A 21,804-nucleotide genomic window follows, 5' to 3' on the forward strand; every position below is an offset into this window, starting at 1 on the left:
GCACCCCTTCGTATCGGATAGTCTGGACAGCCAGGAGGGCACAGTGACAGACAGCGACAGCCGACCGGCCGGTGAAGCCGCCATCCATCGCTCCGGCGAGCCGAGACACGATGTGACGCAGACGTTCGGACACGATTCCGATCTGTCGTTCGTCCCGTTCGGCGTGGAGTTGACCGATGTCGAGCAGTCGGCCATCGCGGCGCTGCCCTCGGGCTCGGCTCTGCTGCTCGTCCGTTCCGGAGCGCTCGCCGGTGCGCGGTATCTCCTCGACACCGACGTGACCACCGTCGGCCGCCACCCGGAAGCCGACATCTTCTTCGACGACGTCACGGTGTCCCGCCGTCACGCGGAGATCACCCGGACCGGGACGACGTTCGAGATCATCGATCAGCGCTCCCTCAACGGCACCTATGTGAACGGGGAGCGCGTGGACCGCAGCCCCCTGGCGGACGGTTCCGAGCTGCGCGTCGGCAAGTTCCGTCTGAACTTCTTCGCGTCCCCGCTCGACCGCGCGGCGAACGCCTGATGGCGGCAACTCCCGCCCGCGAACGCTCGGCGTCCGCGGGCCTGCTGAGTATCGGTCAGGTGCTCGCACGCCTCACTCCGGAGTTCCCCGACCTGACCTCCAGCAAGCTGCGGTTTCTCGAGGTGCAGGGCATCGTCCGGCCCTCCCGCACCGAGTCCGGCTACCGGAAGTTCTCCTCCGCCGATATCGAGCGGCTCCGTCTGGGACTGACGCTGCAGCGGGATCACTACCTTCCGCTCAGCGTCATCCGTGAGCAGCTCGACGAGGCGGAGGCCTCGGGGGAGACGGCGGCCCTCACGCCGCCGCCCTCGATCGCCCCGGCCCCGCGCCGTTATCGCCGTGAGGAGTTGCTGGCTGCAGCCGGCGCGGGTCCCCAGCTGCTCAACGACGCCATCAGCACCGGGGTCATCACCGCGCAGGAGACCTACTCGGACTCCACCGTCGCGCTGCTCCGTGGGCTTGTCGCCCTCGACCGGCACGGCATCGAGCCGCGTCATCTCCGCTCCCTGCGACAGGGAGCGGAGCGTGAGGTGTCGCTCATCGAGTCGGCGCTCTCCACGTTGCTGCGCCGGACCGATGCCGCCTCGCGAGCGCGCGCCAACGAACTCGCGCCGGAACTGGCCACACGGATCGACGACGTCCGGACCTTGTTCGTGAAGGACGCACTCACGCGGATCCTTTCGTAACGAACTGATTGCGACACACCTTCGGCGTCGCACGGATGTCGTTGCCGGTGCCGGGACCCTGCTCTACCGTGGAGATAACCGTTCCAGGGAGGATTTCAGATGAATGCGGATGAGCTCGCAGGCGACCCGCGGTTCGTGACCGAACTCCTCTTCACCGACGGTCTGCCCGCGATGGACGATGAGGTCGGCTATCGCGGTGCCGTGGCGGCCCGCGCGGCCGGTATCACCTACCGTCAGCTCGACTACTGGGCACGCACCGAGCTCGTCGAGCCCACGGTGCGCGGTGCGAACGGCTCCGGTTCCCAGCGCCTCTACGGCTTCCGCGACATCCTCGTGCTGAAGCTCGTGAAGAGCCTGCTCGACACCGGGATCTCCCTGCAGCAGATCCGCACCGCGGTGGACGAGCTCCGCCGCGCCGGTATCCGCGACCTCGCAGGGACGACCCTCATGAGCGACGGGGCGTCGGTCTACCTCTGCACGTCGAACGACGAGGTGATCGACCTGGTCAGCCGCGGTCAGGGTGTCTTCGGTATCGCGGTCGGCAAGGTCCTGCGCGAGGTGGAGTCGACGCTCGTCGCCTTCGACGCCTCCGCTCCCGACCCCGTCGACGAGCTCTCCGCCCGTCGCGCCAAGCGCTCCGCCTGACGGCCCCCGCTCCACGAAGAACGGCCACCCTCGAAGAGGATGGCCGTTTCGTCGTTCCGGGGTCTCAGCTCTGCGGCCCGGTCTCCGGGACGGGGATCCGACCCGTGCGGATGATGCGGTCGAGGAGTTGGTCGAAGTCTGCGGCGAGTTCCTGCGCCGAGTCGCCGGGCCAGATGTGCAGCGGCTTCGCGGCGCCCTGCGCCTGCTGGAGGGAGGTGCGCTCCGGCAGCTGCGGCGAGAGGACGAGGGGGCCGAACATGTCCCGCAGCTCCTTGATGCGGAACTGATGCTCGATCGACTGCGGGCGCACGCGGTTGACGACGATGCCCAGCGGCTGGAGGCGCGGGGAGAGGCCGCGGCGGATCTCCTCGATCGCACGCAGGGCACGGTCCGCTGCCGCCACGGAGAAGAGTCCGGGCTCGGTGACGACCATGACGCGGTCGCTCGCCGCCCACGCGGTACGGGTGAGGGCGTTCAGCGAGGGCGCGCAGTCGATGAGCACGAGGTCGTAGTCCGCCTCGACCGCAGCGAGCGCCTCCTCGAGCTTCCACACATCGCGGACGCTCGGGTGCGGGCCGTCGAAGTTGATGGCGGACGGACTGCCGATCAGCACATCGATCGTGCCGGGGTGGACCTTGGCCCAGCCGCTGGAGGTGATCGCCTGACGGACGGTCTTCTCCTTCGGGTTCGCCAGCACATCGGCGATGTTGAGTCGTCCCGCGACCTGGATGTCCATCCCGGTGGAGACGTCGGACTGCGGGTCGAGGTCGACGACGAGCGTCCGGACACCCCGGGCGAAAGCCGCGGAGGCCAGCCCGAGTGTCACGGTCGTCTTGCCGACGCCCCCCTTGAGAGAGCTGACGCTGAGTACGTGCACGGAGACCACGTTACCTTCCCCTAGGCTGGGGGAACACTCAGCCCCGCCCCATGTGCGTGCCTCGGCCGTGCATCGAGCTCTCAGAGGTGTGCATGTTCCAGAAGATCCTTGTGGCGAATCGTGGCGAGATCGCGATCCGGGCATTCCGGGCAGCGGTCGAGGTGGGGGCGCGCACCGTCGCCGTCTTCCCGCACGAGGACCGCGGCTCGGTCCACAGGCTCAAGGCCGACGAGGCGTACGAGATCGGCGAGCGCGGCCATCCGGTCCGCGCCTACCTCGATGTCGACGAGATCATCCGCGTGGCCACCGAGGCCGGCGCCGACGCCATCTACCCCGGCTACGGCTTTCTCTCGGAGAATCCGGAACTGGCGGAGAAGGCCGCGGCGAACGGCATCGTCTTCATCGGGCCGCCGGCGAAGGTCCTTGAGATGGCCGGCAACAAGGTCGAGGCGAAGCGTCACGCCGTCGAAGCGGGCGTCCCCGTGCTCCGGTCCACCGAGGCTTCGGACGACGTCGATGCGCTCGTAGCCCAGGCGGAGGAGATCGGGTTCCCCCTCTTCGCCAAGGCGGTCGCCGGAGGAGGAGGCCGCGGCATGCGGCGCGTCGAGACGCTCGGCGATCTCGGACCGGCCCTCGCCGAGGCCATGCGGGAAGCCGGCAGCGCCTTCGGCGACCCCCGGATGTTCCTCGAGCAGGCCGTCGTGCGGCCGCGGCACATCGAGGTGCAGATCCTCGCGGACAAGACCGGTGAGACGGTGCACCTGTTCGAGCGGGACTGCTCCGTCCAGCGGCGGCATCAGAAGGTCGTCGAGATCGCTCCCGCCCCCAACCTCGATGACGACGTGCGCCAGGCCCTGCATGGCTACGCCGTGGCTTTCGCCCGCTCCATCGGTTACGAGAACGCGGGGACCGTCGAGTTCCTGCTGGAGACGGCGGGGGAGCGCGCCGGCGAGGTCGTGTTCATCGAGATGAACCCGCGCATCCAGGTCGAGCACACGGTCACCGAGGAGGTGACCGACGTCGACCTCGTGCAGAGCCAGATGCGCATCGCCGCGGGGCAGACCCTCGCCGAGCTCGGACTGCAGCAGGAGAACCTGCACCTGCGCGGCGCCGCACTGCAATGCCGCATCACCACGGAGGACCCGACGCAGGGCTTCCGACCCGACACCGGGAAGATCACCACCTACCGCTCGCCCGGCGGCGCGGGGATCCGTCTCGATGGCGGCACCGTTCACCAGGGTGCCCAGATCAGCCCGCACTTCGACTCGATGCTGGCGAAGCTGACCTGCCGCGGCCGCGATTTCCCCGCCGCCGTCGCCCGTGCGCGCCGTGCCCTCGCCGAGTTCCGCATCCGCGGGGTCTCCACGAACATCCCCTTCCTCCAGGCTCTGCTCGACGACGAGGCGTTCATCCGGGGCGACGTCAGCACGTCCTTCATCGACGAGCGGCCGGAGCTGCTCCGCGGACGCGCCTCGAAGGACCGCGGGACGAAGATCCTCAACTGGCTCGTCGACGTCACGGTGAACAAGCCGCACGGCGCGCACCCCGGCGTCATCGACCCCGCGACCAAGCTGCCTCCCATCGACCTGGCGGCCGAACCTGCGCCCGGATCCCGGCAGCGGCTGCTCGAGGTCGGTCCCGAGGAGTTCGCTCGCGGCCTGCGTGCGCAGAGCGCCCTCGCGATCACCGACACGACCTTCCGCGACGCGCACCAGTCGCTGCTCGCGACCCGGGTCCGCACGAAGGACCTCGTCGCCGCCGCTCCGTACCTCGCCCGGCTCACACCGGAGCTGCTCTCTGTCGAGGCCTGGGGAGGCGCCACGTACGACGTCGCGCTCCGCTTCCTGGGAGAGGACCCGTGGGAGCGACTGGACAAGCTGCGGGCGGCCCTCCCGAACGTCGCCATCCAGATGCTCCTCCGCGGTCGGAACACGGTCGGCTACACGCCGTACCCGACGGCGGTGACCGAGGCTTTCGTCGCGGAGGCGGCGGCGAGCGGCGTCGACATCTTCCGCATCTTCGACGCGCTCAACGACGTGGAACAGATGCGCCCGGCGATCGAGGCGGTCCGCGCCACGGGGACCGCGGTCGCGGAGGTCGCGCTCTGCTACACCGGCGATCTGCTGGATCCGGCGGAGCAGCTCTACACGCTCGACTACTACCTCGGGCTCGCGGATCAGATCGTCGCCGCCGGCGCGCACATCCTCGCGATCAAGGACATGGCGGGCCTGCTCCGCCCCGCCGCGGCCGCGAAGCTCGTCACGGCGCTCCGGGAGCGCTTCGACCTGCCCGTGCATCTGCACACCCACGACACTCCGGGCGGACAGCTCGCCACCCTGCTCGCGGCCAGCGCCGCCGGCGTCGATGCGGTGGACGCTGCGTCGGCCCCGCTGTCCGGCACGACCAGTCAGCCGTCCCTGTCGTCTCTCGTCGCCGCCCTCGCCCACACGGAGCGGGACAGCGGGATCTCGCTCGCCGCCGTCTCGGACCTTGAGCCCTACTGGGAGGCGGTGCGTCGCCAGTACGCACCGTTCGAGTCGGGGCTTCCGGGGCCCACCGGACGCGTGTACCACCACGAGATCCCCGGTGGACAGCTGTCGAACCTCCGGCAGCAGGCCAAGGCTCTCGGCCTCGCCGACGACTTCGAACTCATCGAGGACATGTACGCCGCCGCGGACCGCATCCTCGGACGCGTGCCGAAGGTCACCCCGTCGTCGAAGGTCGTGGGCGACCTCGCTCTGCACCTCGCCGCGGTGAAGGCCGATCCCGCGGACTTCGAGGCGAACCCCGGGAAGTACGACGTGCCGGACTCCGTGGTCGGGTTCATGGCGGGCGAGCTCGGCGACCTCCCCGGTGGCTGGCCCGAGCCCTTCCGCTCCAAGGTGCTCGCCGGCCGTTCCGTGCGAACCGGCCTCACGGCGCTGACGGACCAGGACGAGGCGGAGCTGGCCGGGACGAGCGCGCAGCGGCGCTCCCGCCTGAACACGCTGCTGTTCCCCGCGCCCACGGCCGAGTTCGCGGAGCGGCGCGAGCAGTACGGCGATCTCTCCGTGCTCGACACCAGTGACTACCTCTACGGGCTGGTCCCCGGCCAGGAGCACCTCATCGAGATCGACCGCGGGGTGCAGCTCTACGTGGGTCTCGAAGCCATCGGCGAGGCGGACGACAAGGGCATGCGGACCGTGATGACGACCCTGAACGGTCAACTCCGGCCCGTGTTCGTGCGGGATCGCTCCATCGCCGTGGAGGCACACGAGGTGGAGAAGGCGGACACCTCCGTCCCCGGCCAGGTGGCGGCGCCGTTCTCCGGAGTGGTCACCCTCAAGGCCGAGGTGGGGGCGACGGTGCGGGCCGGTGAGCCGGTCGCGTCGATCGAGGCGATGAAGATGGAGGCTGCCATCACGGCCCCCGTGGACGGGGTCGTCGAGCGGCACGCCATCGCCGAGACCCAGCAGGTGGACGCGGGTGATCTTTTGGTCGTGATCCGACCGGCGCACTAATCTTGTCCGGGCGAGGCCGCGCACTCTGGGCGCATCCCGAGGCCCGCACAGGTTGGAGTGACACGTGACCGCGAAGAACAACGCCGATCCCGAGGACAGTCCGCTGGGGGTGCTCGACGACGCTGCGTCCGTCGACACCGCCGGCATCGGCATCCTCGGCGGGACCGCGCAGGTGCGGGTGACCCTGCCGGCGGAGGAGGACGACGATCTCGCCGACGACGGTGTGGTGGTGGGAGAGGTCGGCATCGACCTCGTCGTCGACGACCTCGCGCTCCCTGCAGCGCCCAAGCCCGTCCTGGATCCGCCGCGCATCGACGACGTGATCGATGCGGTCGTGGTGGAGGAGCCCGCGCCGACGGCGGATGCCGCACCGGATCTGGCCGCCGAGGAGGAGGCTGCGGCTCTCTTCCTCGCCAAGGCCGGTGCCGACCGTACGGAGATCCCGGCGGCGAAGCCGGTGCGCGCTCCGCAGCCACCCGTGCAGAAGGAGACCACGATGCCCGCATCCGACGACAAGCCCGTCGCCTCCGCGCCCGCGCGTCCGGCGCCGCGCACCGATGTGACGCTCACCGCGAAGCGCCTCGACGAGTTGGGGGAGTCCGCCCGCGAATCCGCGGACCTCCTCACCACCGATCGCCTCCTCGACCCGCATCGTGTGGCAAAGCCGGAACCCGAGGGCGGGTGGAGCCATCTGCTCTACACGTTGTCCGGACGCCGACTGAACCTCGGTGATGGACGACGTGCGCGTGAGCGCAAGGAGCTCACCGCGCGGATCGCCGCGCCGCTCGCCGGCGGGGCCCGTTTCGTGCCGGTGCTCTCGCGTAAGGGCGGTGTGGGCAAGACCACGGTCACCGCGCTCCTCGGCATGGCCCTTGCGGACGCGAGGGAGGACCGGGTCATCGCGGTGGACGCGAACCCCGATCGGGGAACTCTCGCCGACCGGGTGCAGCGCGCCGCGCACGGCAAGTCCGTGCGCGACCTCGTCCGCATCCGGGACGACGTGCGGGGCTACCACGATGTCTCCGCCATCGTCGCTCGGGATGCGACGCGCCTCGATGTGCTCGCGTCGGACGCCGATCCCCGCGTCGCCGAGGCCTTCAGCGACGACGACTATCGCGACGTCGCCGATGTGGCCGCTCATTACTACTCGCTCGTCCTCACCGACACCGGCACCGGAATCGTCCATTCGGTGATGTCGGCCACCCTCGACCTCGCCGACCAGATCGTCATCGTCTCCGGCCTCAGCGTCGACGAGGCGCGACTGGCCTCCGAGACGCTCACGTGGCTCGAGACCAACGGGTACGCGCAGCAGGCGCGGGATGCGATCGTGGTGCTCAACCAGGCCACGCCCGGGACGCCTCTCGTGCGACTCGGAGAGCTCCAGGCGCACTTCGCGTCGCGGGCGCGCAGCGTCGTGCGTGTGCCGTACGACCCGCAAATCGCGGCGGGCGGGACGATCGTCTTCGCGAACCTCCTCCCCGAGACGCGGAAGGCGGCGCGGGAACTCGCGGCGCTCCTCGTCGAGGGTCTCCGGGCGAAGGCCGCCTGATGACGGTCCGAGAGATCCGCATCTTCGGCGATCCCGTCCTGCGGACCGTCTGCGCGCCCATCGAGGAGATCGACGACGGCGTGCGCGCCTTGGTCGCCGATCTCCTGGAGACCGTCGAGCTCCCCGGTCGTGCCGGCGTGGCGGCCCCGCAGATCGGCGTCGCGCTCCGCGCCTTCAGCTACAACGTCGACGGCGAGATCGGATACGTCCTCAACCCTGTGCTCACGGAGGTGCGCGGCGAGCCCGAGCCGACGGGGGAGGGGTGCCTCTCGGTGCCGGGACTCTGGCACGATGCCCAGCGCCACCCCTGGGCCCGCGTCGAGGGGATCGACCTCGACGGGCGGCCGGTGGTACTCGAGGGGGACGGCTTGCTCGCGCAGGCCCTCCAGCATGAGACCGACCACCTCGACGGCACGCTCTTCCTCTCCCGGCTCGACCCCGAGACCCGGAAGATCGCGATGCGCGAGGTGCGCGAGAGCTCCTGGTTCTAGCCCCGACCCACCCCCTTACGTACGAACCGGCCCCTTGCGCTCGCACGCAAGGGGCCGGTTCGGTCAGAAGGGGGTGGGTCGACGAGGGTGTCAGCCGCCGATCGCGACGTTGGTGGTGGCGACGGGCTCGTCGTAGATCGCGGAGATCTCGTCGGCGAAGTCGTTCATGATGATGTTCCGCTTGATCGACAGCTTCGGGGTGAGGTGGCCGGAGGCCTCCGTCCACTCCGAGTCCAGGATCGTGAACTTGCGGATGGACTCCGCGCGCGACACCCGCTCGTTCGCCGCGTCCACGGCGCGCTGCACCTCGGCGCGGACCTGCGCGTTGGTCGAGGCCTCTGCCAGCGACATCTTCTCGTCGAGGCCGTTGTTGGCGAGCCAGGTCGGCAGCATCTCGGTGTCGAGCGTGACCAGCGCCGAGATGAACGGACGCTGGTCGCCGACGACGACCACCTGCCCCACGATCGGGTTCGCGCGGATCGGGTCCTCGAGCGCGGCGGGCGCGACGTTCTTCCCGCCCGCCGTGACGATGATCTCCTTCTTCCGGCCGGTGATGGTGAGGAAGCCGTCGGCATCGAAGCTGCCGATGTCGCCGGTGTGGAACCAGCCGCCCTCGCTGAACGCCTCGGCGGTGGCCTCGGGGTTGTTCCAGTACTCCTTGAACACGTTGATGCCGCGCACCTCGATCTCGCCGTCGTCGGCGAGACGCACCCCGACGCCGGGAAGGGCGGGGCCGACCGTGCCGATCTTCGACTTCGAGGCGAGGTTCACCGTCGCGGGCGCCGTCGTCTCGGTCAGACCGTAGCCCTCGAGGATCACCACGCCGAGGCTGTGGAAGAAGTGGCCCAGGCGTGCGCCCAGCGGAGCGGAGCCGGACACCGCATAGACGACGTTGCCGCCCATGGCCTCACGGAGTTTGGAGTAGACGAGCTTGTTGAACAGCGCGAACTTGAGCTTCATCCCGAACGGGATCTTCTTCCCCTCCTCGAGGAGCCGGGAGTGCTCGATCGCCACGTCGGCGGCCGCCCGGAAGATCTTGCCCTTGCCGCCCGCCTCGGCCTTCTGCTCGGCGGAGTTGTACACCTTCTCGAACACGCGGGGGACGGCCAGGAGGAAGGTCGGCTTGAACGACCCGAGCGCGGGCAGCAGCTGACGGGTGTCCGGCTGGTGCCCGGTGCGGACGCCCGCGTGCACGTTGAGGATCGAGATGAACCGGGCGAAGACGTGCGCCGTGGTGATGAAGAGCAGGGTGGAGGAGCCGGGGGTCTGCACGACTTCGTCGAGGGCCTTCGCGGAGTTGCGGGAAAGCTCGACGAAGTTGCTGTGCGTGAGCACGCAGCCCTTGGGTCGTCCCGTGGAGCCCGAGGTGTAGATGAGGGTCGCGATGTCCGAGCCGACGGCGAGGTTCCGGCGCCGCTGGATCTCGTCGTCGGAGACCGAGGCCCCCTGCGCGGTGAGCGTGTCGATGGCGCCCAGATGCAGCTGCCAGACCTCCCGGAGCAGCGGCAGGTCGCCGCGCACCTCGTCGACGCGGGCGAAGTGCTCCGGCGACTCGACGAGGAGCGCGATCGCGCCCGAGTCCTCGAGGATCCACTGGATCTGCGACGGGGAGCTCGTCTCGTAGATCGGCACCATCACGGCGCCGGCGTAGAACAGAGCGAAGTCGACGAGGCTCCACTCGTACGTGGTGCGGGCGAGGAAGCCCACCTTCTCGCCGGGCTGGATGCCGGCGGCGGCGAAGCCCTTCGCGAGCGCGATCACGGCGGTCTCGAAATCGGCGGCGGAGATGTCGCGCCAGCCGTCGCCCTGCGGGACAGAGAACAACGCCCGGTCGGGAGTCGCCTCGACGCGCTTCGCAAGCAGGTCGGCGACGTTCGCGTCGGGATCGGCGGGGACGATCGCGGGGACTTCAAACTGGACCACGGCAGCTCCTTCGGTACCGGTCGGGCACGGGCGTTGGTCCGAGTCTAGGGCATGGCACCGGGTCGCGGTCAGGGTGAAACTCAGTCGCTTCGGGCGTCGAGAGACGAGAAACGTGGGGCGATGTGCGACACGGCGCTAGACTTCACCTCGATGTTCTACTGGCTGATGAAGTACGTCGTGATCGGCCCCGTGGTCAAGGCCGTGTTCCGCCCCTGGATCGTGGGGCGGAAGAACGTGCCCGCGACCGGGGCGGCGATCCTCGCCAGCAACCATCTCTCCTTCGCGGACTCGATCTTCCTGCCTCTCGTGATCGATCGGCCGATGTCGTTCCTCGCGAAGAGCGACTACTTCACCGGACGGGGCCTGAAGGGGTGGTCCACCCGCTTCTTCATGAAGGCGACGGGCCAGATCCCCATCGATCGCTCCGGTGGCAAGGCCTCCGAGGCCTCCCTGAACACCGGCCTCCAGGTCCTCGGTGGGGGCGACCTGCTCGGCATCTATCCGGAGGGCACCCGCAGCCCCGATGGCAAGCTCTACCGAGGCCGCACCGGCATCGCCCGGATGGCGCTCGAAGCGAAGGTCCCCGTCATCCCGGTCATCATGGTCGACACCGACACGGCCATGCCCATCGGCCGCCGGATCCCGCGCGTCATGCGGGTCGGAATCGTCATCGGCGAGCCGCTCGACTTCTCCCGCTACGCCGGCATGGAGAACGACCGCTACATCCTCCGTTCCGTCACGGACGAGATCATGGTGGCGCTCCAGCGCCTCGGTCAGCAGGAGTACGAGGACGTCTACGCGTCGACGGTCAAGGACCGCCTCCCGGCGCGCGTCACATAGGCTCCGGGGCGCGTCTCGGCGGTGTCGCCGCCCACTAGGCTGGACGCATGCTCCCGCACCACATCGAAGCCCTTGATGCCTGGCGCTCGCTTCCCATCAAGCAGCAGCCGCAGTGGCCAGACGCCGACCGCGTCGCCGACGTCTCCCGGCAGATCTCGAGCCTTCCGCCGCTGGTCTTCGCCGGTGAGGTCGACAACCTCCGCGACCGTCTCGCCCGGGCAGCCTCGGGGCAGGCCTTCCTGCTGCAGGGCGGCGACTGCGCCGAGACGTTCGCCGGCGCGACGGCTGAGCAGATCCGGAACCGCATCAAGACGGTGCTGCAGATGGCCGTGGTGCTCACGTACGGTGCCTCCATGCCGGTCGTCAAGATGGGGCGCATGGCCGGGCAGTTCGCCAAGCCGCGCTCGAGCGACACGGAGACGCGCGGCGACGTCACGCTTCCGGCGTACCGCGGCGACATCGTCAACGGCTACGACTTCACCGAAGGCTCGCGTCAGGCCGACCCCGGTCGTCTGCTGCAGGGCTACCACACCGCGGCCTCGACGCTGAACCTCATCCGGGCTTTCACGCAGGGTGGATTCGCCGACCTCCGGGAGGTGCACTCCTGGAACAAGGGCTTCGCCCAGAACCCCGCCAACCAGCGCTACGAGCGCATGGCCGCCGAGATCGATCGTGCGATCAAGTTCATGGAGGCCGCCGGCGCGGACTTCGACGAGCTGAAGCGGGTCGAGTTCTTCACCGGCCACGAGGGCCTGCTCATGGACTACGAGCGCCCGATGACCCGCATCGACTCCCGGACGGACACGCCGTACAACACCTCGGCCCACTTCCTGTGGATCGGGGAGCGCACGCGCGAGCTCGACGGTGCGCACGTCGACTACTTCTCGAAGATCCGGAACCCGATCGGCGTGAAGCTGGGCCCCACCACGACGCCGGAGACGGCGCTGGCGCTCATCGACAAGCTCGACCCTGAGCGCGAGCCCGGCCGCCTGACGTTCATCACGCGCATGGGTGCCGGCCGGATCCGCGACGCGCTGCCCCCGCTGCTGGAGGCCGTCCGGGAATCCGGTGCGCAGCCGCTGTGGGTCACCGACCCCATGCACGGCAACGGCATCACGACGCCCACCGGATACAAGACGCGCCGTTTCGATGACGTCGTCGACGAGGTCCGCGGCTTCTTCGAGGCGCACCGCGCCGTGGGTACCTTCCCCGGCGGCATCCACGTCGAGCTGACCGGCGACGACGTCACCGAGTGCCTGGGTGGGTCGGAGCAGATCGACGAGGCGGCCCTCGCGACGCGCTACGAGAGCCTGTGCGACCCGCGCCTGAACCACATGCAGTCCCTGGAGCTGGCCTTCCTCGTGGCCGAGGAGCTCGAGAAGCGCTGATCCACGTGCGGGATGCACGAAGGGGCCGGAACGATGTTCCGGCCCCTTCGTCGTGTCGGCGTCAGCCGGCGAAGCTCATGGTGAGCGTGATGCTCGTGCCCTTCCGCTGCGGGTCGGACGGGCTGTACGACTCCACGCGCGTGTTCTCGTTCGCGAGGAGATCCCACACGGAGTCGGGCAGACCGGTGCTGCTCGTGTAGCTCCAGGTGAAACCGGCGTCGCGCAACGCGGCGGTGGCCTCATCGCGCGTCATCCCGGAGACATCGGGAACGTCGAACAGCGGCGGCCCCTGGGAGACGATCAGCTGGATCGTCTCGCCCGGGCGCCATGATCCTCTCTCGGCGCGGTCCGCGTAGCCGATGACGCGGTCCTTGCCGATGGAGTCGCTCGGGCGGTAGATGTTCTCCTCCGCCACCTTCAGTCCCTTGCCGGTGAGCGTCTCGGTGGCCTGCTTGACCGTCATGTCCGTGACATCCGGCACCGGGCCGCGCGACACCTGGATGGTCGCCGTGTCCTTCTCGTGGACCGTGCAGCCCTGGTCGCAGGCGAAGGCATCTCCGCCGGCTCGGGGGGTGATGCGGACATTGACGACCGACCCGTCCGCGGTGTCGGTGAAGTACTCCTCGTCGTCGGTGATCTCCAGATTCGCCGCCTGCAATGCGGCCCGCACATCGTCGGCCGGCTCCCCGGCGACGGGGGCGAGGTCGTGCGAGGCCGGGCCGGCAGAGACGACGACGGCGACCGTGGTGCCCTTGTCGATCCTGGTGCCCGTGCCGGGGTCCGTCTCGATGACGATCCCCTTCTCGACATCCACGGAGAACTCGTCGCGCTGGGCGGGTTCGAAGCCGGCTTCGGTGAGGTCCGCGGCGGCTTCGTCGTAGGTCTGGCCCGCTACATCGGGCACCGCGATCAGCGATCCGGGACCGGAGCCGAACCACCATCCGACGCCGCCGGCGAGGACGGCGAGCAGCAGCACGAGGGAGAGGAGGAAGGTACCGCGGGCGCGGCGCTTGGCGGCTCGCCGGCGGAGGATCGTGGCGTTGTCGATCCCCGGGGAGGTGGCCGTCGCCGGCTCGGGGAGGACCATGGTGCCCGGCATGACCTTGGTGAGGTCTCCGGAATCTGCCTGGCCGTGGGAAGCGCCGGTGGTGCGGGTCACGGCGGGAGCGACCCCGATCTCACGCTCGATCTCGCGCAGGCGCTCGAGCATCTGCTGGGCATCGTCCGGACGCTCGTCCGGAGACTTCTCGGTCGCCCACAGCACGAGCTCGTCGAGCTGCTCCGGCACCGCGGGATTGCGGACGCTGGGCCGGGGAACCGACTCCGTGGCGTGCTGGAACGCGATCTGCATTGGCTGCTCGCCCTTGTAGGGCTGCTCGCCGACGAGCATCTCGTAGAGCATGATGCCGAGCGCGTAGATGTCGCTGCGGGCGTCGGCGGTACCGCGGGTGACGAGCTCGGGCGCGAGGTACGCGATCGTCCCGAGGAGCTGCTGCCCGGTCGCGGTGTTCGCGGTCGTCGCCCTGGCGAGTCCGAAGTCGCCGATCTTGATGCGGCCGTCCTCCGCGAGCAGGACGTTCTCCGGCTTCACGTCGCGATGGACGATGCCCGCCCGATGCGCGGCGGACAGCCCGGCGAGAACGGCGTCCATGATGGTGATCGTCTGAGCGACGGTGAGGCGCTTCTGCTCGCGGAGCAGCTCCCGCAGGGTGATGCCGGGCAGATACTCCATGACGAGGTAGGCGAGCTCGCCGTCCTGGCCCTGATCGAAAACGTTGACCACGTGCGGGTCGGCGAGCCGCGCCGCGGCGCGTGCCTCCTGGATGAACCGGCTCTGGAACGCGGAGTCGTCGCTGAGGTGGGCGTGCATGACCTTCAGGGCGATGCGACGCTCCAGTCGGAGGTCGGTGGCGACATAGACCGTGGCCATTCCGCCGCGGGCGATCCGCGCACGCACCCGGTACCGACCGTCGACAAGCCGCCCGATGAGGGGATCGGCTTGATGATTGGTCGTCACGACAGAAGTCTATGGACGATTGGCTGAAAGCCCCGGGAACGCCTCACCCCTCGAGGCATCCGGATTTCCGCAGGCGTCACCCGTGCTGGGCGAGCCATGCGTATGCCTGGTCCTCCCACTGCCCGTAGCGGTCCGGGTAGGCGGAGATCTGCACGGCCTGTGCCGCATCGGTGAACGCCATCGACTCCCAGCCCGGAATGTCGAGCAGCCCGCGGGTCAGATGCCCGTTTGGGTCGCCGGCGCCCCCGTAGAAGACGCGGGTGCTCCGCTCCGCGTCCATGATCTGCGTCGGGGTGCCCCAGCCGGTGCTCGGGCGCTGTTGGAAGATACCGAGCGAGTCGCGATCCCCCCAGTCCAGGTTGCGGAGATCCGACTCCACCATCCCGGTGGCGAGGGCGATGGCGATCCCGCGGTCGGAGACTCCGAGCTCGCGGCCCACGCGGATGATGAGCGCGGCGTTGGCTGCCTGCTCCGCTGTCAGGGTGGCACTGCGCTGTCCGGTGGGTGCGGTGGCGGGCTTCGGAGCAGGAGCCTGCACGGCGAGGTGCTGACCCGGGTAGATGATCGACGACGCGCCGAGGCCGTTCCAGGCGAAGAGGGACTGTGTGGTGGCCCCGTACCGTTGAGCGATCGAGAACAGCGTCTCACCCGCGGCCACGGTATGTGTCGCGCCACTCGGCTGCGCGCGCGGTGCCGGTGCCGCCGCGGGCGCGGCTGCGGGCGCAGCAGGTCCGGACACGACGAGCTTCTGCCCGGGATAGATGATGGCGCCGGCGGAAAGGCCGTTGGCGGCGAGGATCGCGCTGACCGAGGTGGCGTATTTCTGGGCGATGCCGAAGACGGTATCGCCCGCCACGACCGTGTGGCTCTTCGTCGCTGCGGGAGTCGGCGTGGGTGCCGGCGCCGGAGCCCCGGCGGCGGCGCGCAGCTGCAGGCTCTGCCCCGGATAGATGACCGATCTCCAGGTGAGGCCGTTCCAGCCGAGGACGTCGGTCGTTCGGAGCCCGTAGCGACCGGCGATGCCGGCGACCGTGTCGCCCGGTTGCACGACATGCGAGGGCGGGATGTTCTGCGTCGGTGTGACACGCACCGGAGCGATGCGATGCCGTTCGTGCGGCGCGACCGGCGGTGCAGGCGCGGCGGCGGGCGTCGCCGTCAGAGTGGCGGCGAGAGCGCCGGCCACGGCTGTCTGGAAGATCACGTCAGCCCCCTTTTCGAGCACTTCACGCTGACACGGATGTATAGAGATGTCAACAGAAGTGACGCGTGTGACGAATGTGACGGAAGTGCTGAACATGCGCTCCGGCTGCCGAGGTGAGATAGTGGCAACGTGTCTGAGAACGTCGCTGCAACCCGTGATTCCGCCCTCGAATGGCTGACCATGCCCGACCTCGTCGAGGTTCTCGGCGAGCCACTCGGGCGCGTGCGTCGTCTGATCGACGAGCACTACCTCGTCGGCTCGCGGCGCAGCGGCGTCTTCGCGGTGCCGTCGGTGTTCATCGTGGACGGGCAGCCGCTGAGCTCGCTTCGCGGGACGATCATCGTCCTGCAGGATGCCGGCTTCTCGGACGATGAGCTGATCGACTGGCTGCTCGCCGAGGAGGAGACCCTCGGGCGTTCCCCGATCGCCTCCCTGCTCGCCGGACACAAGAGCGAGGTCCGTCGGCTCGCGCGCACGCTCGCCTGAGAGATTCGTTCAGGAGGAGCGCACGGTCGCTGCTCTGCCGAGGTCGCGGAGCTCTCCGACAGCGGCGTCGTCGAGCCGGGCGCCGGAAAGCGCGCGATCGGCCACTCTGGCGTACTCCGCGATCATCGTCTCGACCCGTTCGAGGGCCCCGGTTCCGGCGATCGTCTCCTGCAGGAACGACACCTGCGCCGCGGTCAGATCGGGATCGCCGAGCATCTCGTCGAGCAGCCGCCGCGCAGGGGTGTCCAGCTTCTCCCTGGTGAGGGCGATGAGCACGGTGCGCTTGCCCTCGCGCAGGTCATCGCCCGCGGGCTTGCCGGTGACGGCGGTATCGCCGAAGACGCCGAGCACGTCGTCACGCAACTGGAACGCGAGGCCGAGCGGGTGCCCGAAGCGCCGCAGCGCCGAGGTCTGCTCCGTGTCCGCGCCGGCGAGGCTCGCACCCAGGATGAGGGGCTGCTCGATGCTGTACCGCGCCGACTTCAGCGAGGCCACACGGAGCGCCCGTTCTGCATGCTCGCGGTCGTCGCTGACGCTCCACGCCGACTCCTCGGCGATGTCGAGGAACTGTCCGATCGTGACGTCGCGCCGCATGCGCGCGTACTCGGCGCGCACGGTCCGTGCCTCCCCGTGCCCATCGAGCGCAGACTCCAGGAGGTCATCGCTCCACGCGACGAGGAGATCGCCGAGCAGCACGGAGCCGGCGCGGCCGAAGGCGGCGGCGTCTCCCCACCAACCGGCGGAGCGGTGGGACGCCTCGAGAGCTCGGTGAGCGGCGGGGCGGCCTCGACGGGTATCGGAGTTGTCGATCAGGTCGTCGTGCACGAGTGCGGCGGACTGGAAGATCTCCAGCGCCGCGCAGAGGTCCCACAGGGCGTCGTCCTCGGCGGCGAGACGGTCGCGGAAGCGGGAGACGGCGCGCCATCCTGCGTGGCAGAAACGGGCGCGCAGCCTCTTGCCTCCGGAGAGGGTGTCGGACGCCGCGTCGAGGAAGGCGGCGGCATCGTCGCCGTACTCCGCCGACTCCGTTCGCATGCGGTCGAGGAAGAGGTCCAGTCGCGCGGCCACGGCGTCGGGGACGGAGGGGGAGGGGGACGGCACGACTCCCAGCATACGTAAAGGATGAGACGCCCGAACTGCTAGCCCCGGACGCCGCTCGCGCGTAGACTGGAGGGCACGATACCCGAGGGGGATGAGATGCCACTCTCCGAACAGGAGCAACGTCTGCTCGACGAGATGGAACGCCATCTCCTGCACAATGACGCCGACGTGGTGAGCGCGCCGTCGGGTGATCGCACGCTCAGCTATCGCAACCTCGTCTACGGGGCCCTTCTCCTGCTCGCCGGCATCGGCGGACTCGTCGTCGGCGTCATCCTCGGGGACGTCTGGGGCATCGTCGTCGGCGTGATCGGATTCGCGGCCATGCTCGGCGGAGTGATGCTGGCTGTCACCCCGGTCCGGCGCAGCGGTCCGGCCGAGACCCGCACGCGCACCGCCCCGAAGCGGCAGGACTCCTCCTCCTTCATGGATCGCATGAACGACCGATGGGATCGGCGCCAGGACGGTCACTGACCCCTCCCTTTCTCTCCACCACGAAGCCCGGATGCTGAGCATCCGGGCTTTTTCGTGCGTGCTGCACCGTCGGCCCTCCACCAGCCCTCCACTGTCCTCCACCCTCCCTCCACCCTTCTCAACCGCGGAATTCCAGGGCATGAGCGAATGTCCGCCCGGCGGTGGGTGACGATAGCCTGGATTCACCGTAGGAATGTGGAGGAAAGTGGAGTAAAGTGGGGCGCACCTCGAGTTGGCCGGACGGAGAGGGGGTGATGGCCGATGCTGCTGGGCACGCACTCACCGAAGCTGGACGACAAGGGACGGGTCATCCTTCCCGCGAAGTTCCGCGAGGACCTGGGCGGCGGCATCGTCGTCACCCGGGGCCAGGAGCGCTGCCTCTACGTCTTCAGCACGGCCGAGTTCGAGGCGATGCACGAGCGGATCCGTCAGGCACCGCTCGCAAACAAGCAGGCGCGTGACTTCATGCGCATGTTCCTCTCCGGCGCCAGCGCGGAGATGCCCGACAGCCAGAACCGCATCACCATCCCCGCCCACCTGCGTCAGTACGCGGGTCTTCAGAAGGAGCTCATCGTGACCGGAGTCGGCGCCCACGCCGAGATCTGGGACGCGGAGAGCTGGAACGCCTACCTCGCCGCCGGCGAGGAGTCCTACGCCGAGCTGGAGCAGGAGGTGATTCCCGGACTGTTCTGACCACGGCTGTGATGCCCCGCCGCTCCCGCCCCGACACACTTCCCCGGTGCCGGGTCGAGATGCGGAGGGGGATCAGAGCCGAAGGTCGGACCCGAGAGAGATCATGAACCTCCGCGACATCCACACTCCTGTCCTGCTCGACCGCTGCGTCGAGCTCCTCGCGCCCGCCCTCCAGGAGGACGGCGCCGTGCTCGTCGATGCCACCCTCGGCATGGGCGGCCATTCGGAGGCGCTGCTCGAGCGATTCCCCGGCATCCGCCTCATCGGGCTGGACCGGGACACCGACGCGTTGAAGATCGCGGGGGAGCGGCTCGCCCGTTTCCGGGACCGGGTCACGCTCGTCCACACGGTCTACGACGAGATCGGGCTGCACGCTCAGGGCGCCGCCGGGATCCTGTTCGACCTGGGTGTCTCGTCGCTGCAACTGGACGAGGCCGAACGCGGCTTCGCGTACTCCAAGGACGCGCCGCTCGACATGCGGATGGATCAGACGAAGGGCATCACCGCCGCCGAGGTCATCGCCACCTACAGCGAGGGGAACCTGCGGCGCATCTTCGAGCGGTACGGGGAGGAGAAGCTCGCCGGCCGGTATGCGCGCTTCATCATCGACGCTCGTCAGAAGCAGCCGATCACGCGATCGGGGGAGCTCGTCGATATCCTCGTGGCCGCGACCCCCGCGGCCGCGCAGCGGTCAGGGCACCCGGCGAAGCGCGTGTTCCAGGCCCTCCGGATCGAGGTCAACGCCGAGCTGAACGTCCTCGCTGACGCGATCCCCGCCGCGATGGACGCCCTCGCGGTCGGGGGACGCATCGTGGTGATGTCGTACCAGTCCCTCGAGGACCGGTTGGTCAAGCAGGCCTTCGCCGCCGCCTCCTCCTCGACGGCGCCCGCCGGTTTGCCTGTCGAACTGCCCGAGCACGCCCCCCGATTCCGCATCCTGACCAAGGGTGCGGAACTCGCCGATGACGAAGAGCGCGCACGCAATCCGCGTGCAATACCGGTGCGCCTGCGCGCCGCCGAGAAGGTGCGGGAGAGCGCATGAGCATGAACGCAGTCCGCAAGCCGACCCTGCCGCTGCAGCCGGCCGTTCCGGAGACGGCGCCCGAGCGGCGCCTGCAGCCGGTGACGGCCCCGGCACGACGCCGCAAGCCCAAACTCGCCTACGCGCTCGTCGCGCTGGGGGGCGCCCTGGCCATCGGCGCGGGGCAGGTCGGGCTCTCGCTGGCCATCACCCAGGATTCGTTCACGCTCGCCGGGCTCACGTCCCAGCAGCGTGAACTCGACCTCCGGACCGATGCGCTGCAGGAAGAGCTCACGGGACTGAGCTCCCCGCAGGTGCTCGCCAGCAGCGCCGCCGACCTCGGCATGGTCGTCGCGGGCGCCCCGTCCTATCTCCGCCTCAGCGACGGTGCCGTCTTCGGGGCGGGTACTGGGGCGGAGGGGGTGTCCACGATCGATCCCAACGGGAAGGCGGCCGTCGGCAACGTCCTCGTCACGGAGGAGACGCCGCCGGCGACGGACACGGCGGATGAAGCGGCCGGCGGCACATCGCCGGCGCAGGACCTGCCCCCGGCCATCACCGACGGCCTGCCCAGCCCCACGACGCACTGACCATTCCGACCGACGGAGAGATCCCATGACGACACGAGCCACGCGCGGACCGCGGCGACGCACTGTCGTCGCCCTGGCGGTCATCCTTTCCATCCTGGTGGCGTTCGTCGTCCGCCTCATCGACATCCAGGTGGTGAGCGCCGACGAGCACGTCAGCCAATCCCTCGAGCACATCGGCGACGGCTCGACGATCCCCGGCCAGCGGGGATCCATCGTCGACTCCGAGGGCACGGTCCTCGCATCGAGTGTCATGGTCTACGACGCGCAGCTCAGCCCACAGGTCATCAGGCTCACCGAGGAGAAGGATCCGGCTCTGCCGTGGGCCGAGGCCTCCGAGAAGATCGCCGCGATCACGGGGGTGCCGGGGGATGAGATCCGCAAGCGTGTCTCCGACGCCCTCGCCGAGAACCCGAACAGCCAGTACGCGCCACTGAAGACCGGGCTCAACACCGAGCAGTACATCGCGCTGCGCGACCTGGGCCTCGGATCGTATCTCGCGCTGAAGCCGCGCGAGACCCGGGTCTACCCCAACGGCGCCGTCGCAGGCAACGTGCTGGGCTTCCTCGACAACACGGGCGAGGCCAAAGCCGGTGTCGAGCAGCTCGAGGAGGCGTGCCTGGCGCCCGTGGACGGCGAGAAGACCTACCGCAAGGGCAAGGACGGGGTCGTGATCCCGGGCAGCGAGTCCGTCACCGACGCCGTCGACGGCGGCACGGTGCAGCTCACCATCAACAGCGACCTGCAGTGGTACCTCCAGCAGATGGTCGGCGAAGAGGCGCAGAAGCAGGGCGCGAAGGGCGGGACCGTGACGGTGGTCGAGGTGGGCACCGGCAAGATCCGCGCCGCCGCCGAATGGCCGGCGATGGATCCGAACGACCTGGACTCCTCGACGCCGGAGACCCGGTACAGCCAGATCTTCCACCGCGACTTCGAGCCCGGCTCGACGTTCAAGGCGATCACCGCGGCCGCGGCGATGGAGGGTGCCGGTCTCACTCCGCTCAGCACGGTCACCGCGTCGTCGCGCGAGACCTTCCCCAACGGCGCCGTGGTCAACGACGCGTTCAGCCACCCCGCCTACAACTACACGCTGGCCGGCGGACTGATCGACTCGTCCAACACCGCGCTGTCGAAGTTCGGCACGATGGTCGCCCCCGAGGTCCGCTATGACTACCTGCAGCGCTTCGGAGTCGGGCAGAAGACGCTGGACTTCCCCTCCGAGGTGGGCGGCATCCTCCACCCGGTGAGCGACTGGGACAGCCAGTCGCTCTACACGACGACGTTCGGCCAGTACTTCACGGTGACGGCCCCCCAGCTCGCCGGCGCGTACCAGGCCATCGCCAACGGCGGGGAGAAGATCGACCTGTCGATGGTCGAGTCCTGCACCGCCCCCGACGGGACCGTGACGGAGACCCCGAAGCCGAAGCACGAGCAGATCGTGAAGGAGCAGACCGCGGCCGACCTGACCCGGATGCTGGAGAACGTCGCGGTGCAGGGCGGCAACGCCGATCGCATCCAGGTCCCCGGCTACCGGGTGACCAGCAAGACCGGTACCGCGCAGGTGTCGGACGGCAAGGGCGGTTACAAGGCGGGCGTCTACTACACCAGCATGGTGGGCTTCGCTCCCGTCGACGACCCCCAGTACGTCGTCGTGGTGACCCTCGACGAGCCGACTAAGGTTGTATCGTCCGCGGCCACCGCTTCCGCCTTCCAGAAGGCGATGACGCAGGTGATGAAGACCTATCGCGTGATGCCGTCCTCTGTCCCGATGGACGCGCTCCTCCCCAAGTTCGGATAGCCGG

The 21,804-nt window shown here is 69.3% G+C and carries 19 protein-coding genes; 14 read left to right on the top strand and 5 right to left on the bottom strand.

What is annotated here, in order from left to right:
• Positions 1-43 precede the first annotated feature (43 nt).
• The 3 genes from B2W79_RS14860 to B2W79_RS14870 all read left to right on the top strand — a co-directional run bounded on the left by B2W79_RS14860 (position 44) and on the right by B2W79_RS14870 (position 1,857).
• A complete protein-coding gene (locus B2W79_RS14860) occupies positions 44-526 on the top strand; it encodes an FHA domain-containing protein (protein WP_060921153.1) in 483 nt (160 codons plus the stop codon).
• On the top strand, positions 526-1,212 hold the full coding sequence (locus B2W79_RS14865) for a MerR family transcriptional regulator (RefSeq protein ID WP_071329856.1): 687 nt from the start codon (positions 526-528) through the stop codon (positions 1,210-1,212). The genes B2W79_RS14860 and B2W79_RS14865 overlap by 1 nt, the downstream gene beginning before the upstream one ends.
• A gap of 99 nt (positions 1,213-1,311) precedes the next feature.
• Positions 1,312-1,857 (top strand): MerR family transcriptional regulator, encoded by a 546-nt coding sequence (locus B2W79_RS14870; protein ID WP_060921155.1) that lies wholly within the window; start codon positions 1,312-1,314, stop codon positions 1,855-1,857.
• 64 nt (positions 1,858-1,921) lie between these two features.
• On the opposite strand, the gene B2W79_RS14875 is transcribed toward B2W79_RS14870, so the two are convergent.
• The gene (locus B2W79_RS14875; RefSeq protein WP_060921164.1) at positions 1,922-2,734 is read right to left on the bottom strand and encodes a ParA family protein; all 813 of its coding nucleotides are present in this window, start codon (positions 2,732-2,734) and stop codon (positions 1,922-1,924) included.
• Between the two features lie 92 nt (positions 2,735-2,826).
• On the opposite strand from B2W79_RS14875, the gene B2W79_RS14880 reads away from it, so the two are divergent.
• From B2W79_RS14880 to def, 3 genes are all read left to right on the top strand, one after another.
• On the top strand, positions 2,827-6,234 hold the full coding sequence (locus B2W79_RS14880; protein WP_292790713.1) for a pyruvate carboxylase: 3,408 nt from the start codon (positions 2,827-2,829) through the stop codon (positions 6,232-6,234).
• A gap of 64 nt (positions 6,235-6,298) precedes the next feature.
• Positions 6,299-7,783, top strand: a complete 1,485-nt coding sequence (locus tag B2W79_RS14885) for a MinD/ParA family ATP-binding protein (protein ID WP_292790716.1) — start codon at positions 6,299-6,301, stop codon at positions 7,781-7,783.
• Complete coding sequence (gene def / locus B2W79_RS14890; RefSeq protein ID WP_071329853.1) at positions 7,783-8,274, top strand: peptide deformylase; 492 nt, start codon at positions 7,783-7,785, stop codon at positions 8,272-8,274. Before B2W79_RS14885 ends, def begins: the two co-directional genes overlap by 1 nt.
• A gap of 90 nt (positions 8,275-8,364) precedes the next feature.
• On the opposite strand, the gene B2W79_RS14895 is transcribed toward def, so the two are convergent.
• Entirely contained in the window at positions 8,365-10,197 is a 1,833-nt protein-coding gene (locus tag B2W79_RS14895) for an AMP-dependent synthetase/ligase (RefSeq protein ID WP_292790719.1), read from the bottom strand.
• 150 nt (positions 10,198-10,347) lie between these two features.
• Between B2W79_RS14895 and B2W79_RS14900 the strand changes: the two genes are divergently transcribed.
• Positions 10,348-11,037, top strand: a complete 690-nt coding sequence (locus tag B2W79_RS14900; RefSeq protein ID WP_071329902.1) for a lysophospholipid acyltransferase family protein — start codon at positions 10,348-10,350, stop codon at positions 11,035-11,037.
• Positions 11,038-11,084: 47 nt separating this feature from the next.
• Positions 11,085-12,425: a class II 3-deoxy-7-phosphoheptulonate synthase gene (locus B2W79_RS14905; RefSeq protein WP_071329851.1), complete on the top strand. Its 1,341-nt coding sequence runs from the start codon at positions 11,085-11,087 to the stop codon at positions 12,423-12,425.
• Between the two features lie 61 nt (positions 12,426-12,486).
• Here B2W79_RS14905 and pknB read toward each other — a convergent pair whose 3' ends face one another.
• Together pknB and B2W79_RS14915 are read right to left on the bottom strand one after the other, a co-directional pair.
• Complete coding sequence (gene pknB, locus B2W79_RS14910) at positions 12,487-14,442, bottom strand: Stk1 family PASTA domain-containing Ser/Thr kinase (protein ID WP_292790724.1); 1,956 nt, start codon at positions 14,440-14,442, stop codon at positions 12,487-12,489.
• Positions 14,443-14,518: 76 nt separating this feature from the next.
• A complete protein-coding gene (locus tag B2W79_RS14915; protein ID WP_292790727.1) occupies positions 14,519-15,643 on the bottom strand; it encodes a LysM peptidoglycan-binding domain-containing protein in 1,125 nt (374 codons plus the stop codon).
• 129 nt (positions 15,644-15,772) lie between these two features.
• Here B2W79_RS14915 and B2W79_RS14920 point away from each other — a divergent pair, with 129 nt between their 5' ends.
• Complete coding sequence (locus tag B2W79_RS14920; RefSeq protein ID WP_349680470.1) at positions 15,773-16,129, top strand: Rv2175c family DNA-binding protein; 357 nt, start codon at positions 15,773-15,775, stop codon at positions 16,127-16,129.
• A 9-nt stretch (positions 16,130-16,138) separates the two neighbouring features.
• Here the strand turns inward: B2W79_RS14920 and B2W79_RS14925 are convergent, their stop codons facing one another.
• The gene (locus B2W79_RS14925) at positions 16,139-17,242 is read right to left on the bottom strand and encodes a polyprenyl synthetase family protein (protein ID WP_292790730.1); all 1,104 of its coding nucleotides are present in this window, start codon (positions 17,240-17,242) and stop codon (positions 16,139-16,141) included.
• 84 nt (positions 17,243-17,326) lie between these two features.
• On the opposite strand from B2W79_RS14925, the gene B2W79_RS14930 reads away from it, so the two are divergent.
• The 5 genes from B2W79_RS14930 (at position 17,327) to B2W79_RS14950 (ending at position 21,800) form a co-directional block, all read left to right on the top strand.
• Entirely contained in the window at positions 17,327-17,701 is a 375-nt protein-coding gene (locus B2W79_RS14930) for a DUF3040 domain-containing protein (protein WP_025105096.1), read from the top strand.
• A 261-nt stretch (positions 17,702-17,962) separates the two neighbouring features.
• Complete coding sequence (mraZ, locus tag B2W79_RS14935) at positions 17,963-18,394, top strand: division/cell wall cluster transcriptional repressor MraZ (RefSeq protein WP_025105095.1); 432 nt, start codon at positions 17,963-17,965, stop codon at positions 18,392-18,394.
• A gap of 103 nt (positions 18,395-18,497) precedes the next feature.
• Positions 18,498-19,436 (top strand): 16S rRNA (cytosine(1402)-N(4))-methyltransferase RsmH, encoded by a 939-nt coding sequence (gene rsmH, locus B2W79_RS14940; protein WP_071329847.1) that lies wholly within the window; start codon positions 18,498-18,500, stop codon positions 19,434-19,436.
• Positions 19,433-20,005: a hypothetical protein gene (locus tag B2W79_RS14945; protein ID WP_071329846.1), complete on the top strand. Its 573-nt coding sequence runs from the start codon at positions 19,433-19,435 to the stop codon at positions 20,003-20,005. Before rsmH ends, B2W79_RS14945 begins: the two co-directional genes overlap by 4 nt.
• A gap of 25 nt (positions 20,006-20,030) precedes the next feature.
• Positions 20,031-21,800 (top strand): peptidoglycan D,D-transpeptidase FtsI family protein, encoded by a 1,770-nt coding sequence (locus tag B2W79_RS14950; protein WP_292790741.1) that lies wholly within the window; start codon positions 20,031-20,033, stop codon positions 21,798-21,800.
• Positions 21,801-21,804 lie beyond the last annotated feature (4 nt).

The sequence above is a fragment of the Microbacterium sp. UBA7513 genome, from assembly GCF_002478345.1.
In the GTDB taxonomy this organism is placed as follows: domain Bacteria; phylum Actinomycetota; class Actinomycetes; order Actinomycetales; family Microbacteriaceae; genus Microbacterium.